Here is a 15,208-nt window from a genome sequence, read left to right on the forward strand (position 1 = left end):
AATGTTTCCTCAATGGGCTATTGTTTATCGCTTAAGGTAGAAGTCGATTTAAACAATAGTTACCAGAGGTTGATCAAATTCAACTGGCTCGCCATCTTCGATCAAGATAGCTTCAATGATGCCGGCTTTGTCTGCTTCAATTTGGTTCATCATCTTCATGGCTTCAACAATACAAACCACATCACCAGGTTTAACCTGCTGTCCCACTTTCACAAACGGGGTGGCGCCTGGGCTAGAGGCTGCATAGAAAGTTCCAACCATTGGAGACTTAACCGAATGGGTGTTGCTAGCTGGGGCGGCAGGCTCTGCGCTTTCGGCTGGGGCTGCAGCGGCAGCTGGAGCGGCGGCTGGCATCGGAGCGGCGGGTGCCATCGCAGGCATCATTGAAACGGTTTGCATAGAAGAAGAGCCGCGGCTAATGCGAACTGATTCTTCGCCTTCTTTAATTTCCAATTCGCCGATATCAGATTCTTCTAACAGCTCGATCAGTTTTTTAATTTTACGAATATCCATGTTTAAACTCGCTAATTGTTCTGTCGTTAAAAACGGTTGTGTTGGTTCAAGCTACATTCTCTATTGCCCAATCCAAAGCTAGTTCATAGCCTTTGGCGCCAAGGCCGCATATAACGCCCACAGCAATATCGGAAAAATAGGAATGGTGTCGAAAGCTTTCTCTTTGATGCACATTGGACAAATGCACTTCAATAAAAGGGATGTTTACCCCAGCTAGGGCATCACGCAGTGCCACGCTGGTGTGGGTAAAGGCCGCCGGGTTGAAGATGATAAAATCTACCCCTTCGCGGCGGGCATCATGAATACGTTCAATCAATTCGTATTCGGCATTGCTCTGCAGGGCCATTAAATGGTGGCCAGCTTCTTTGCATCGTGCGCTTAAGCTTTGATTGATGTCTTCTAGAGTGGTGTGACCGTAAATCTCCGGCTCGCGAGTGCCAAGCAGGTTCAGGTTTGGGCCATGTAAAACCAAGATAGTGGCCATAGCGGCTGCCCTTTATTGTGATTATTGATCAGATGAATGTGGGCAGTGTGCACGATTTTTGGGCGGATGTCCATGTAATTGGCGAAAAACCCGCGTTTTGGCGAAGATGCCAACAAGATTGGCGAAGTTGTGCTTTGTGTTTTTAATGCAAAAGTCGAGTGCGTGACACTTTTTTGCAAGAAGTGCATCTTTTCGGCGAAGTTGTTGCGTTTTTCTCGCTTTTTATTTGGGTTTCAGGTAAGTTCTGAGAAATTGCGTCGAAGTGGTACCAAAAGGGCGCCTAAAAGCGCCCATCTTGCTAATTGGTCTTGGTGGAAGAGAGTAATATCTCTTCTGTGAGCAGTTGAGGAAGTATTTGCACCTGACCTTTATGGTAAAAAAGGTATAAAGGTACACCGTTTCTACCATGGCTTTGAAGTAAAGAGGTAATTTCGGCGTCGTAGTTCGTCCAGTCTGCTTTCATGGCTAGGGTGCCTTGTTGCTCTAGCTGCGTTTCGAAAGCTTCGGTAAACGCTATACGCTCATTGGCCAAGCAGGTTAAGCACCAAGCAGCCGTTGCATTAATAAATACAGATTGCTGTTTGCTTAATGCGCCATCAAGTTTTGCTTTGCTATAGCTTTGCCAGAATCCGTTCGCAGGTTCTGCAGATTGGGTGGAGAGTTTATCCATCACCCATGGAAGTGAGAGAGCCAGCGCAATGGTGGCGATGCTTAGTATTTTGTTTATTGCGTTTTTATAGCGCAATAGCCAAAGGGCAAACGATAACAACGTTAGGCCAAATAGCGCCAATGCCATTGCATCGCCACCTGCTTGGCGACCCAATACCCACAACAGCCAGATAGCTGCAATAAACATTGGGAAGGCTAGGGCTTCTTTTAAGGTCTCCATCCAGGCGCCGGGTTTTGGCAAATACTTGCCCAGCGTAGGTATATAGCTCAGTAATAAAAACGGGGCAGCCATGCCAAAGCCAAGAGCTGCAAAGACAGAAAGTGCGACGGCGGGGCTCTGGCCTAGGGCAAAGCCTAATGCACTACCCATGAAAGGCGCTGTACAGGGGCTGGCTACCACACAGGCAAGCACACCAGTAAAAAATGAGCCTTGATAGCCTGACTTCTGAGTCAGCCCTTGGCCGACTCCCATTAAGCGATTGCCAAACTCTGCAAAGCCGGCCAAAGAAAGGCCCATGATGAAAAAGAGGTAGGCTAGTAGGCTAACAAAGATTGGCGACTGTAATTGGAAGCCCCAGCCTATGGCCTGCCCGCTGGCTTTTAAAATCAACATGATGCCGGCAATAAGTACGAAGCTCAGTACTGCGCCTGCTGTATAGCTCCAGCCGTGTAATTTTTTACTGCTTGAGCTGTTACTGGCTTCCGCTAGGCTTAAGGCTTTGATGGATAAAACCGGGAATACACAAGGCATCAAATTTAGGATCAAACCACCTAAAAAAGCAAAAATGATCGCTGCCAACCACGAGTTACCTGAGGATTGGCCAGCTTCTGGCGCTAATTCTTGTGTGGGGGCGGCACTGCTAGTGATAGAGCCCTTATCAGTGTTTACCGTGTACCACAGTGTATGGGGTGGATAGCATAAGCCGGCATCGGCACAGCCTTGGAACTCAACTGCCAGCTGATATTCGCTGTGATCTCCAGCAGGGCTTGGAATCTCAACTTGGGTGTTGTGGTAAAAAACCTCTAACTCTTTTTCAAAAGCCAGGTCAAAAATTCGCTTACCATTTTGTAACTTGCCATTTAGCGTTTGGCTTTGCTGGTCATGCCATTTCTGAAATTTAAAGCGATCCTTGTAGAGGTAATAGCCATCGGCAATCTTCCAGTCTAGAAATATCGTGTTGTCTTTAAGGCTAAGACTGGCCTGATAGGCTTCTTCGATAGGAAGAAAATCGACTTGTTCGTTGCTATTGAGAGTAAACGCAGAGTTTAAAGTTGAACTTTGCTTGCTGGGGGCAAGTGAAAAGCTGGATTGAGCTTGGCTGGTATTGCTGGAAGCTTGTTCCAGAATGGGCTCTACCATTGGCTCGGTGGCAAAGGGGCTTTGTGCCTTATCTTCCTGGGCTAGTGCAGATCCACTTAGAAGCAGCACGCTGAGGAAGCTAGCAAGGCGTTTATTAAAGCTCATAAATCCATCTCTATAAATTTCTCTGCTGTAATCAGCTGCCGGTGGCAGTATTAGACTGCTTGGCGACAGTGCTTTGATAGAGTCTTTTCAAAGCAGAATTTTGCGGTTTAGCGTTTGCTTTGTGCAGCGCTTTGTTGCACAGTCTCGCAATCTGTAGGGATTATACGACTAATAAAGCGTGTACCCACCTGTAATTATTAAAACTTAACTCAAAAAAGTATCACAAGAGCTGTTCATGTATCTTAGAAGCCTACTGCTGCTTTTACCTTTCGCTTTAGTGGCTTGCCAGGCACCGCAGCCTGTGGCGGTAAAGAAGCCTGTTGTCGTAAAGCAAACCCCGAAAACTGATGTTAGGGCGGCTGAGGTAAAGCGTTTATTAAATGAAGCTGAAAAGGCACTTGCCGCCAATCGACTGACCATCCCCAAAGGTAACAATGCCTTTGACCTGTATCGCCAAGTTATTAATCTCGATCCGGCCAATGTGCAGGCGAAATCGGGCCTGCAAATGATTCCTTTGCGCTATGTAGAAATGTCACGTTCGGCGGCAGCTAAAGGCAGCATCTCAAAGGCTAAGACTTGGTTGCGTAGGGCATTATCGATCGATCCAGATAATGCACCAGCTAAGACAATGCTGAATAACCTGCAGAAGGTAAATGTCCCTGCGGCGGTGAAAACCAATCCTGAGCAATCGGCTAAGAATGACAATCTGTTTTTAATTGATCCGCAAGCCCTAAAGTCTAAAGACGATAGTCTCCAGCCTTATCTGCAGTTAATTGCCCAAAAGGCCAAGATGGATGGTCTGCTGGCTATTATCAGTGCGCCTACAGACGCCGATGGGCGTTGGATCTATCTACAGATGAAGAAGGCATTGCCAGGCTTTCGTTTGCGGGGAGATATTCGTCGAGGACGGCAACCCCAGGTTAAATTGGAGTCGCCCTAAATCATGCTTGCTACTCAAAAATGGCAGAGGTTGAATCAAGTGCCGTTTTTGAAGCCCCTGGCGGTTAAGCTGGGTTTTTCTTCTATGCTTAAATTGAATCCTTAATGAGATTGCCGATTTGGCCGATATGAGGATGATACGCTCAAGCCCAAAATGGCTTTGGGGAGCTAAATCATAGGGGATAAACCGCAGTGACTTTGTTTCGACAATTAATTATCGCTATCAGTGTGCTCATGTGTATCCTGCTGGCGGTGAATCTGGTCATTAGTGTCTTGAATGCGCGGCTCTATTTTCATGAGCAAATGCAGAATCATGCTGAGGATACCGCGACTTCCTTGGCTTTAACCTTGTCTGGTCCGGCTGCACAGGCCGATGATGCACAGGTTCGCTCTTTGGTCGATGTAATCTTCGATCGTGGCTACTACCGTAATATTGTCTTTCGCAAGAGTGCTGATAATCAGCCAGCAATTCATCGAGAGCTTCCCGTGGCGGTCGAAGGTATTCCTGATTGGTTTATTAATATGATCGATTTGCCTGAGCCGGTCGGGCAAGCTGAGGTGGTCAGTGGTTGGCGGATCCTTGGGAATGTGGTCGTTGTTGGCAATCCAGGCTATGCCTATCGAGATCTCTGGCGCGTCTGCATTCAATATATTTATATCTTTCTGATCACCGCGGTTGTTTGTTATGGCGTAGTGGGCCTTGGCTTGCGGTATCTTTTGCGTCCTCTAAGCGAAGTGGAAAGCCAGGCCGAAGCAATTTGTCGTCGCGAGTTTCCAGTGCAAGATGAGTTGCCAAAAACCGTTGAGTTGCGCCGAGTGGTAACAGCAATGAACCGCATGGTGCAAAAGGTTCAGAGTATGTTTCAGGAGCAGGTAGGGCTCACTGAGAGCTTGTATAAGCAAGCCCACTTGGATCCAGTTACCCAGCTTTCAAATCGTCGTGACTTTGATGCCCGTATGACGGCTTATATCGAATCCGAGCGCAGTGGAAATCGCGGTGCCTTATTGTTGCTGCAAATCCAGGGTTTAATCGAATACAACGACAGTCACGGCCGAGAGGCAGGTGATGAGTGTTTGCAATCGATTGCGAAAACTCTCGCTGAAGTCGTCACCATGAATGACTCCATTGTCGGTCGACGTTCAGGTGCGGACTTCTCGATATTTGTTCCTGAAGTCGATGAGGAGCAATCCAAATCCTTAGCCGCTGAGCTAATTAATGCGCTTTCTCGCCGCAGTTGGTATCAAAGCAAGGAGTTGGCGCCTTATATTGGTGCTGCTCACTCAGAAACCATCGCCCGTGAGAATAATCTGCTGTCACAGGCCGATATGGCCTTAAGGCAAGCTCAGCACCATGGTGAGGGTGGTGGTAATTGGGCGATAGCTGAACGAGACACGGCCGAATCGGCACGTCCGGCTCACGAATGGGGTGAAATAATAAGCTCGGCAATTGAGCGCAGGGCTTTTGTTTTGCATTATCAGCCAGTCTATGGAATCGATGGTGGCCTAGTTCACCTAGAGGTGCTTTGTCGCTTGCAAGAGGGCGAAGAGCTATTAACAGCAGGAGTGTTTTGGCCGATGGTGGAACGCTTCCACTTAAGTGCTGATTTGGACCGGGTGTTGATTGAAATGTTAGCCGAGCAAAGCCCAGCTGGCGGCTCAATATTGTGCGTCAACTTGTCCCCTAACTCATTGCACAACGATAAATTCGCGCCCTGGTTAGAAGGCTTTTTGAAGAGTAATCCGCAGTTTGCCGAACGCTTACAGTTGGAGTTACCAGCACAAATGCTAGAAGCCGATGAAGAAGTGTTGCGTACTGTGGTAGAGCGCCTAGGGCCTGCCTGTGCGGGTGTTTCCTTGGACCACTTTGGTGTGGCAGGTAGTGAATTTATGCACCTACAGAGTATCGATCTGCGCATGCTTAAGGTCGATATGCGCTTTACCCACAGTATGAACCCTAAATCGGATAGTCGCTTCTATGTAGAAACCTTGCTTAAGATTGCGCGAAGCTGTGATTTAACCCTCTTCGCTGAGGGGATTGAGACAGAAGAACAATGGCAAGCCGTAAAGGATTTGGGGCTAGATGGTGGTCAGGGTTATTATCTTGGTCGACCTAGTGATCAGCCGTTGTAAGCTCAAGTTCATATAGCCTAGAGCATACTCCGGCCATAATAACGGAGTATGCTATGGGCCCATCCCTAAAAACATGTCGTGTTATCCCTTTCTTGTTGCTGGCTATTTTGGCTTGGCCTGCCTTTGCGCTTGAGCTGGTAGAAGAGGCCTATAGCCGCCCCTTACCACCTGGGCAGAGCACCGCTGTGGTGTATTTGAGCCTAGAAAACAGCAGTAGTGAAACCATCAAATTGACCTCGGTGAGTAGTTCTTTGGGTAAATCTGCCGAGTTTCATCGTCATATACATGAAGACGGCATGATGATGATGCGCAAGGTAGAGCAGCTGGAAATAGAGCCTGGCAAAATTTTACGGTTTCAGCCTGGCGGATACCATATAATGCTATTTGGGCTTAAGCAGCCGCTTCGTGTTGGAGATACCTTTGCTGTGCAGATAAATAGCGCTCGGGGCGAGGTGCTCAACGCCACGGTAGAGGTGAAAGCCTATTAATCGGTTTGTATAGAGAATAAAGCTCAATTGGAGCTTTTTAATACAATCCGAGCTTTTAATTTAAGGAGCTAAGTAATGAGTTATTCAGCAAATGGGGGTGCCTGGTTTCGAGGCGCGGGTTTTATCCTAGGAGTATTCCTGCTGGTGACTGTAGTGCTAGGCATATATTGGAGCTCTGAGCCAGGTGAGGAGTTCTATTTATCTAAAGAAAGCGAAGTTCGCTTTCGCGCTTTACAGAATTCCAAAATTACGGGTGTAGAGACCACTAAAACCTTAATTAGTGTCGCAGATACTCTGTTGTATAAGCCCGGTGGCTTTTTATCTAACGACATTGTTCCGCCTGGGGTGTGGTTGGATAATATTCCAAACTGGGAATACGGCGCATTAATTCAGGTGCGAGATTTAAGTAAGGCTATGCGTGAGAGCTTTAGTCGCTCTCAATCGCAATCTACCGAAGATGCCGATTTGGCTTTGGCTGAGCCCCGCTTCAATTTTGATCACAATAGCTGGATGCTTCCGGCCTCAGAAAAGCAATACAAAGAAGCGACCATGTACTTGCAGCAGTATCTTGATCGCTTAGTGGATGACAATGCCAGCGATGCACAGTTCTTTGCGAGGGCAGATAATTTACGCAATTGGTTGCGCACCGTTGAAACTCGCCTAGGCAGCTTGTCGCAGCGACTCAGTGCCAGTGTTGGCCAGCGCCGTATTAATACTGATTTGGCTGGTGAGGAAAATGCCAGTCAGAGTACCCCAGCACCGGCTGAACTAGAAGTAAAAACACCTTGGTTAGAAATCGATGATGTTTTCTATGAAGCACGTGGCTCGACTTGGGCACTGCTGCAGTTTTTAAAAGCCATGGATAAAGATTTTGCCGATGTGCTAGAAAAGAAAAATGCTCGAGTGAGTTTGCAGCAAATTATTCGTGAGCTTGAAGCGGCGCAAGAACCTATTCTTAGTCCAATGATTGTTAATGGCAGTGGCTTTGGTATGTTGGCCAATCACTCTTTGGTAATGGCGTCTTATATTTCTCGTGCGAACGCCGCCATTATTGATTTGCGTGAGCTGCTATCTAAAGGTTAGATTCTTCTGCTTACCTAATCTTACGAGGCGTTGATCGCCTCGTAGGACGTTAAACCCTCCAACCCTTTTCATTCCTTTATGTTCGATGCTTTTATATTAACCCGCGAGTGGAAAGACGCCCCTAGAGGTGTTCGTCTTGAGCTGTGGGTGGCCAGTGATATTGGGCCGGTAAAAGTTATTATCGATAAACAAGAAGCGGTTTTTTTTGTTGCGCAAGATGAGTTGGCTGATGTCCAAGACATTCTTGGTGTGACTTGGCGTTATGCTGAAGTGTCGATGCGAAGTTGGGACAATCGTGAATTGGTGGCTTGCTATAACCGCAGTCAGCGGCGCTTGCGTGATGGCTTGAGGCAATTGACCTCTCGCGGCATTCAAGTTTGGGAAGGAGATATTCGGCCTCCAGAACGTTATCTGATGGAGCGTTTTATATTTGCTGGTATTGGCTTTGATGCAAAGCCTGAGCTGCAAGCAAAAAAGTTTCCGGTTTTGCAGCAGCCGCGTTGTCGGCCGTCAGAATACAAACCGAAACTAAACGCCATATCTATTGATATCGAAACCTCTTTTGATGCTCGCAGCCTATATTCTATCGCGGCTGTCGGCGACTGTGATCCCATAGTGTTTATGGTTCAGGTAGCAGAGCATCAAGAGGCTATTGAAACGGAAAGTATCGACAGTGAATCTGGTGAGGCAACGCTGCTGTGGTTTGACAGTGCTGCTGAGTGCCTGCAGGCATTTTTTGAATGGTTGAATGAGCAAGACCCTGATGTTTTGATGGGGTGGAATGTGGTGCAGTTTGACCTATGGGTGCTAGAGCAAATGTGCCGCCGCCATGGCCTGCGCTATGCAATTGGCCGCGAAGGGCAGGAGCCAAGTTGGCGACAGGCTAACCAGGGCGGGCACCAATTTATAACGGTGCCAGGGCGTATTGTTTTAGACGGTATCGAGTTGCTTAAGTCTGCCTTTTATAATTTTGAGAGTTTTGCTTTAGGGGCAGTGGCTGCCGAATTACTCGGGAAAGCAAAGCTGATTCAATCCGAAAATCGAGCCGAGGAAATTACCCGGCAGTACAAAGAAGAGCCTATTGAGCTTGCCAAATACAATATTCAAGATTGCCAGCTGGTGTGGGATATTTTTGAAAAGACCGAGCTGATGGATTTTGCCTTGGCTCGCAGTCAGCTTACCGGCCTGTCTGCAGACAAAAGCGGTGGCTCGGTGGCGGCTTTTGAATACGCTTATCTACCTTTATTGCATCGGTCTGGCTTTGTCGCTCCCAACCTGGGGGAGCTGCAATCTTCGGTTGTGAGCCCTGGCGGCTATGTTATGGACTCAAAACCAGGTTTGTATGAGCACGTATTGGTGCTCGATTTTAAAAGCCTATACCCTTCGATTATTCGCAGTTTCAATATTGATCCTTGTGCCTATTGGCAATCGCAGCACTTATCGTTGGCCGATGAAGATTGTGTGATGGGTTTTAACGAGGCGCGCTTCGCGCGCGAGCACAGTTTATTGCCAGATATTATCGCTGAGCTTTGGCAAGAGCGTGAGCTTGCTAAGAGCGAAAACAATCAGCCATTGTCTCAGGCGATTAAAATTATCATGAATTCTTTTTATGGTGTATTGGGTTCGCCAGGCTGCCGATTTTTCGACCCTAGGGTGTGTAGCTCGATTACCCTGCGTGGTCATGAAATTTTAATTGCCACCAAGCATTGGATTGAAAGGGCTGGTTACCGTGTTATTTATGGCGATACCGACTCTGTATTTGTGCATTTGCCAGAGGTTAGCTCCAATGAAGAGGCAAGCAGTGTTGGTAGCGAGCTTGCCCAAAAACTAAATCAATATTGGACGGAGAGACTGCAGCAAGATCACCGAATTAAGAGCTACCTTGAAATTGAATTTGAAACTCATTTTAGCCGCTTTTTTATGCCCACGATTCGAGGATCAGAGCTGGGAAGTAAAAAGCGTTATGCCGGCTTAGTGAATCGCAATGGCAAGGAAGAAATGGTGTTTAAAGGCTTGGAAAATGTACGCACCGACTGGACGATGCTGGCGCGTACTTTTCAAGAGGAGTTGTATCGTCGCGTCTTTCTAGAGTTGCCTTACCGAGATTATGTCGAGGCAAAGGTCAAAGCCGTGCTGGCAGGTGAAATGGATGATCAATTAACCTATCGAAAGCGCCTAAGGCAAGAGCTAAGTGATTATCGACACAATATCCCTCCCCATGCGCAGGCTGCCAGTAAGAGATTGGAGCGAGATGGCTATCTTTACAAACAGGGTGACTGGGTGAGTTATGTGTTAACTCTAAATGGCCCCGAACCTCTGGAATGGGTGCAAGAAGGGCGTGCCAGCTCATTGGATTATGGCTTGTATGTTGAGCGTCAACTTAAGCCTGTTGCCGATGCTATTTTATCGATGGCGGGGGATTCCTTTGACGACATCGCCGCCAGTCAAATGAGCCTGTTTCATTGACATCTCAGCTAGCGCTACCGTAGCTATTGTCGCGGCTACCTTTCGTCGGTAAAGCGAGAGAAATCAAACACATATCTAAGTAATTAGCTGGCCGACTGGCGCTGGCCTTCTATCTTTAGGGGTAGCTTTGGCGTATTTGCCAAAGGCGCTATTGGCACTTGAGAAAACACTGTTTCTGCCGATACCGCTAAGAGACCTTAATTGAATCGGTAGAAGCCGCTAGTGAACCCTACATCTTCAGAGCCAAAGTGGGCCGTACCCACGCCATTGAGCACATTGAGAGACATCAGTGCTTTGGGCCTTGGTCGTGAAGAGGCGGTGAAGCTGTGTCAGCTGTTAGCCGATAACACCCGTGAGGGCGTTATTTTTCTAGATCGCCAAGGCCAAATTCTGATGGCCAATGCCACCGGCAGCACGCTCTTAGGTGGCTCGCGCCAGTGTTTAGGCAAGCCGCTAAACAACCTCTTGCAGGCGATGAGTCCCGATGGCTACCAGTGTTCGGTGCAGGAAAGCTTATTCAAGCGCCTTTGTGGGGGTGAAACCTGCACGGTGGCGCTCAGTCATGGCCCTGCGGATTTATATTTAATTCACAGTCGTCAACTCAATACTAAAAGCGCTTATGCCGTAGCTTGGTTGCGTAAATTAAATTCTCCTCGTGAAGCGATGCTGCGTGCAGGTGGTTTGGACAGCCTAACCGGCTTTGCTGGGCGCCAGTCCTTCGAAAACGCCCTGAGTCAAGCCATGGAGAGGGCGCAGTCCGGTGTCAGTTCTGGGCTGCTCTATATCGATTTATACCATTTCAAAGTGGTCAATGAGAGTTGCGGTAATGATGCAGGTGATGAGCTGCTAAAGCAGGTTGCTGGTATTTTTGTTTCCTGTTTGCGTGGCAAAGATATGTTGGCGCGTCTTGGTAGTGATGAGTTTGGCGTGCTATTAAGCGATTGCAGTTTGTCTGGTGCCCAGCAAATGGCTTCGCGCATCGTTAAGAAAGTTGAATCTTTTCGTTTTCGCTGGTCCGGCCAAGAGTTGGCAATCGGTGTCAGTATCGGTGTGGTTGCGATTAATGACGAAGGTGAATCGGCGAACCAGTTGCTCGCAGCGGCGAATGCTTCGTGTAATGTCGCCAAAAAATCCGGTCGCAACCGCATCAAGGTTTATCATGGTGACGCTAAGATGAAGGCGCGCCAAGAGTCGATGCAATGGCTAAGCAAAATTCAAAAAGCCATTGCCGAGGATCGCTTTGTTTTATATGCCCAGCCTATTGTAGAAACAGCCAATCTTGATCGCCATCATCACAGTGAAGTGCTCTTGCGAATGCTTGATGAAGAGGGGGACTTGGTTAGCCCGGGGCAGTTTATTCCGGCTGCTGAGCAGTTTGGCTTAATGGAGGAGTTAGATCGCCTGGTTTTACGTAAGGTGCTGGCCTTTATGTCTGAGCAAGATTCCGAACAGCACTATGCGGTTAATGTCTCCGGTGCAAGTTTAGGGGACTCTAAATTCTGTGATTACGCCTGTAAAATGTTAGATAAAACCGGCGTAAACCCTCATCGTATTCAATTCGAAATTACCGAAACGGCAGCCATCAGTAGTCGCAGAGCTGCCTTAGAGTTCATGCGAGAGCTGGGTGATCGTGGTTGTAAGTTCTTTCTGGATGATTTTGGCCGCGGCCAGTCATCTTTGGCCTACCTACGAGATTTGCCGGTACATTACATTAAGATCGACGGTTTGTTTGTAAAGAATATGCTTCGTGACGCTAAAGATTATGCGATGGTTAGCACCATTAACCACTTGGCCCATGTGATGGGGCTGCAAACTGTCGCCGAATATGTCGAAAGTGAAGAGCTTCGACAAGCTTTGGAAGAATTGGGTGTCGATTTTATTCAAGGCTATCTGGTATCTCGCCCTGAACCTCTAAAATAAAAATATTTTCACTTATTGTCTTTTTGTTGTCCTTTTCTTGCATCGCCGATCGACGTATGGGTAAGGTACTGCTTTGTGGTGCTGATTATTTATCCGTTCGCTAGGGCCTGTTAACACTAATTCGGCCATCACTGTTAGAGCTGAAATCGCCTTAATCACGGCGCGAGGAGCGTAGTTTGGTCGCTCCAAATAAGCAACGAGCAACACCGAGTAAGACGATTTCAGCCTAACCCTTAGTACCCAAAGGGCATAAAGGCCGACTTATTTCATCGCTCGGCTGTGTTAGTGCTCGCTATAGTGGAGTGACCACAATACGCTCACTCTGCCTTGCCGAATCGACGAAACAAGTTCGGCAGTGACGGCTGAATTAGTGTTAACAGGCCCTGGACGAACGCTAATATACAGTATTGAGAAAAAGGATCGAGAATATGCAATACATCGCATTGATATACAGTGATGAGACTTTTGATGATGGCCCAATCGAAGAGCTATTGGCTGAGTACCAAGAATTCACCGATAAAGTAACAGCCGCTGGCGTTATGCGCGGCGGCGATGCCTTGGAATTGACCAATACCGCGACAACAGTGCGTATGCGTGATGGCGAATTACTGCTTAGTGACGGCCCCTTTGCGGAGACGAAGGAGCAGCTTGGGGGATACTATTTGTTTGAGTGTGCTGATCTTGATGAGGCCGTGTATTGGGCTAAACAGATTCCTTCAGCTAAATACGGCAGCATCGAAGTTCGCCCGATTATGCCTACTGATGGCTAGTCGCTCAATAAATTGGCGGGATTTGTTGAACGACGAGTCCCCTCAAATTATTGCTTATTTAAGCAAGCAATGCGGTGGCGATATCGCTAGCGCTGAGGATGCCTTGCAGGAGGCTACACTGCAAGCCCACGAGCATTGGGCTGAAAATGGTTTGCCTGAAAAGCCCGCCGCTTGGCTCTGCCATGTAGCTCGTTGTCGTTTATTGGATAAGCTGCGACAAGATTCTCGTGGCAGACTACATTTTATAGATGCTCAGCTGTTCCCGTCAGATTCTATTTCTGAGCTGGATGTTTCCGCCGACTACTCAGATGGCGATGATCAACGTCTTGCGCTCATTTTTTGCTGTTGTCACCCTGCTATCGATGAAACCAGTCAGCTCGCATTGTTGTTGCAGTTGATCGGGGGGCTAACTTATCGGGATATAGCTAACCAGTTATTGCTGTCGGCTGATGTTGTTCAGCGGCGCTTGAGTCGGGCGAAGAAGAAAATAAAGGAAGCCAAAGTACCTTTTGAGGTGCCAGAGCAAGAGCAATTATATTCACGCCAAGGGCATATTCGTTCGATGATTTACTTAATGTTTAATCATTCAATGGAGATGAGTGTCGAGCAGGCCAAACCTTTACTGCGACAATCCATAGACTTATTACTGCTGTTGCGTAAAACCGTCGATAGCCCTGAGAGCATGGCCTTGCAGGCTTTGCTAATGTCGGTCATGGCGCGACGAACAGCGGAGGCTTGCGAGTTTGGGCTTGCGCTTTCTGAGCAGGATCGTAGCCAGTGGGATAGGGTAGCGATAAAGCAAGCTGACAACCTATTACAGCAGGCCTTGAGATTTCAACAGCTGGGCCCTTTGCAACTGCAAGCTGCCATTCACCTCTTGCACTCCCAGTCGCCCTCATGGGAGGAGACAGACTGGCAACAGATTATTTCTCTATATGATTTGTTAATCAAAATGCAGCCTTCGGCACTGCCAAGACTCAATAAATACATGGCCCAATTTTATTCTGGGGTGGGCGCCAAAGAGATATTGGATAAAGTGAGTAGCCTGATGCCGGAACTTGAGAATTACTCGGCCTTTTATGGGGCTAAAATGATTTTGTTGCTGGAGTTGGCTGACCTATCTTCAGCAGATGAGGCATATCAGCAAGCTTTAGCGCTTGAGGCTGCGCCTCGCCAACGTGAGTTGTTAATTCAAAATTGGCAAAAGGCGCAGTTAAACAGATAGGGTTTACACTTGAGCCAGTAACTCTTGGTACTGTTCTTCACGTAAGCGTGGGCCATATTGAGCCACTAAAGTTGAAGCGCAAAGGCTGGCTAGCTTGCCGCAGCGTTCATAATCCCAACCTTGGCTAAGACCATAAAGAAAAGCACCCGCAAATAAATCCCCAGCGCCGTTACTGTCGATAGCTTGAACTTTTTGAGCGGCGACTTTGATTTCTTTCTCGCCGTCCCACAATAGAGCACCTTCAGCGCCGAGAGTAATTGCAAAGCTATTAGCGTGGGCGCGTAATGCTTGGGCGGCTTCCTGGACATTGGCGCTGCGGGTAAAGTGGATAGCTTCGGCTTCATTACAGAAAAGTAAATCCACTTTTTCGCCAATCATCTCGACAAGACCATCGTGGAAAAACTCTACCATGGCAGGGTCAGATAGACTCAGAGATGTTTTCACGCCAGCGGCACTGGCCACTTCGCGTAATTCAATAGCGGCCGCTTTGCCACTTTCCGAACTGACTTGATAGCCTTCAATGTACACCCACTGGGATTGCTTAATGGCATCGTGATCAAGTTGTTGAGTAGACACCTCGGCGCTAGCGCCTAAAAAGGTATTCATTGATCGTTCAGCGTCAGGGGTGATCATTACCAGGCATTTACCGCTGATGCCAGTTTCGGCATAAACGCTGCTAGGGTAGTCAACACCCGCTTGTTGCATATTTTCGGTAAAAAATCGGCCAGTTTCATCGTTCGCTACGCGGCAGGAGTAAAAACTTTTTGCTCCGAAATAATTGGCCGCAATGATAGTATTTGCACCAGATCCGCCGCAGGCTCTCTTTGAGGCCACCAAGTGGTCCGACAGTTGCTCCATCAATTGATGTTGTCTGTCCTCGTCAACTAAGGTCATCAGACCTTTTTCGACACCGCATTGGTTGAGGTCTTGATCGTTCACTTCGATTTCAGTGTCGACCAGTGCAGCGCCCAGGCCATAGATGTGGTAATGACTCATGCAAATACCTTGCTAATCAGCTCGCAAAAGGGCGCTATTATGCTCATTTCGGGCCTGCTG

At 47.8% G+C, this 15,208-nt stretch carries 12 protein-coding genes; 8 read left to right on the top strand and 4 right to left on the bottom strand.

The features are described 5' to 3' along the window. Nucleotides 1-48 precede the first annotated feature (48 nt). The 3 genes from accB to Q1A41_RS15910 all read right to left on the bottom strand — a co-directional run bounded on the left by accB (nt 49) and on the right by Q1A41_RS15910 (nt 3,131). The gene (gene accB, locus Q1A41_RS15900) at nt 49-513 is read right to left on the bottom strand and encodes an acetyl-CoA carboxylase biotin carboxyl carrier protein (RefSeq protein WP_299980968.1); all 465 of its coding nucleotides are present in this window, start codon (nt 511-513) and stop codon (nt 49-51) included. A 46-nt stretch (nt 514-559) separates the two neighbouring features. Further along, nucleotides 560-997: a type II 3-dehydroquinate dehydratase gene (gene aroQ, locus Q1A41_RS15905; protein WP_299980970.1), complete on the bottom strand. Its 438-nt coding sequence runs from the start codon at nt 995-997 to the stop codon at nt 560-562. Between the two features lie 298 nt (nt 998-1,295). After that, nucleotides 1,296-3,131, bottom strand: a complete 1,836-nt coding sequence (locus tag Q1A41_RS15910; protein ID WP_299980972.1) for a protein-disulfide reductase DsbD — start codon at nt 3,129-3,131, stop codon at nt 1,296-1,298. A 235-nt stretch (nt 3,132-3,366) separates the two neighbouring features. On the opposite strand from Q1A41_RS15910, the gene Q1A41_RS15915 reads away from it, so the two are divergent. The 8 genes from Q1A41_RS15915 (at nt 3,367) to Q1A41_RS15950 (ending at nt 14,152) form a co-directional block, all read left to right on the top strand. Further along, entirely contained in the window at nt 3,367-4,071 is a 705-nt protein-coding gene (locus Q1A41_RS15915; protein WP_299980974.1) for a hypothetical protein, read from the top strand. Between the two features lie 191 nt (nt 4,072-4,262). Further along, nucleotides 4,263-6,200, top strand: a complete 1,938-nt coding sequence (locus Q1A41_RS15920) for an EAL domain-containing protein (protein WP_299980976.1) — start codon at nt 4,263-4,265, stop codon at nt 6,198-6,200. Nucleotides 6,201-6,253: 53 nt separating this feature from the next. Then, nucleotides 6,254-6,688, top strand: coding sequence for a copper chaperone PCu(A)C (locus tag Q1A41_RS15925; RefSeq protein WP_299980978.1), 435 nt, complete (start codon nt 6,254-6,256; stop codon nt 6,686-6,688). Between the two features lie 75 nt (nt 6,689-6,763). Next, nucleotides 6,764-7,771, top strand: coding sequence for a DUF2333 family protein (locus Q1A41_RS15930; RefSeq protein ID WP_299980980.1), 1,008 nt, complete (start codon nt 6,764-6,766; stop codon nt 7,769-7,771). Between the two features lie 78 nt (nt 7,772-7,849). Beyond that, nucleotides 7,850-10,237, top strand: a complete 2,388-nt coding sequence (locus Q1A41_RS15935) for a DNA polymerase II (protein ID WP_299980982.1) — start codon at nt 7,850-7,852, stop codon at nt 10,235-10,237. A 222-nt stretch (nt 10,238-10,459) separates the two neighbouring features. Next, nucleotides 10,460-12,157, top strand: coding sequence for an EAL domain-containing protein (locus tag Q1A41_RS15940; RefSeq protein WP_299980984.1), 1,698 nt, complete (start codon nt 10,460-10,462; stop codon nt 12,155-12,157). A gap of 428 nt (nt 12,158-12,585) precedes the next feature. Beyond that, the gene (locus tag Q1A41_RS15945) at nt 12,586-12,927 is read left to right on the top strand and encodes a YciI family protein (protein ID WP_299980986.1); all 342 of its coding nucleotides are present in this window, start codon (nt 12,586-12,588) and stop codon (nt 12,925-12,927) included. Nucleotides 12,928-12,952: 25 nt separating this feature from the next. Continuing rightward, entirely contained in the window at nt 12,953-14,152 is a 1,200-nt protein-coding gene (locus Q1A41_RS15950; protein ID WP_299980988.1) for a sigma-70 family RNA polymerase sigma factor, read from the top strand. Between the two features lie 3 nt (nt 14,153-14,155). On the opposite strand, the gene Q1A41_RS15955 is transcribed toward Q1A41_RS15950, so the two are convergent. After that, the gene (locus Q1A41_RS15955; protein ID WP_299980991.1) at nt 14,156-15,148 is read right to left on the bottom strand and encodes an adenosine kinase; all 993 of its coding nucleotides are present in this window, start codon (nt 15,146-15,148) and stop codon (nt 14,156-14,158) included. Nucleotides 15,149-15,208 lie beyond the last annotated feature (60 nt).

It is taken from the genome of uncultured Pseudoteredinibacter sp., from assembly GCF_947502065.1.
GTDB lineage: Bacteria > Pseudomonadota > Gammaproteobacteria > Pseudomonadales > Cellvibrionaceae > Pseudoteredinibacter.

Coding starts and splice junctions, on each gene's coding strand:
- accB (WP_299980968.1), bottom strand. CDS start 513: ATGGATATTCGTAAAATTAAAAAACTGATCGAGCTGTTAGAAGAATCT.
- aroQ (WP_299980970.1), bottom strand. CDS start 997: ATGGCCACTATCTTGGTTTTACATGGCCCAAACCTGAACCTGCTTGGC.
- Q1A41_RS15910 (WP_299980972.1), bottom strand. CDS start 3,131: ATGAGCTTTAATAAACGCCTTGCTAGCTTCCTCAGCGTGCTGCTTCTA.
- Q1A41_RS15915 (WP_299980974.1), top strand. CDS start 3,367: ATGTATCTTAGAAGCCTACTGCTGCTTTTACCTTTCGCTTTAGTGGCT.
- Q1A41_RS15925 (WP_299980978.1), top strand. CDS start 6,254: ATGGGCCCATCCCTAAAAACATGTCGTGTTATCCCTTTCTTGTTGCTG.
- Q1A41_RS15930 (WP_299980980.1), top strand. CDS start 6,764: ATGAGTTATTCAGCAAATGGGGGTGCCTGGTTTCGAGGCGCGGGTTTT.
- Q1A41_RS15935 (WP_299980982.1), top strand. CDS start 7,850: ATGTTCGATGCTTTTATATTAACCCGCGAGTGGAAAGACGCCCCTAGA.
- Q1A41_RS15945 (WP_299980986.1), top strand. CDS start 12,586: ATGCAATACATCGCATTGATATACAGTGATGAGACTTTTGATGATGGC.
- Q1A41_RS15955 (WP_299980991.1), bottom strand. CDS start 15,148: ATGAGTCATTACCACATCTATGGCCTGGGCGCTGCACTGGTCGACACT.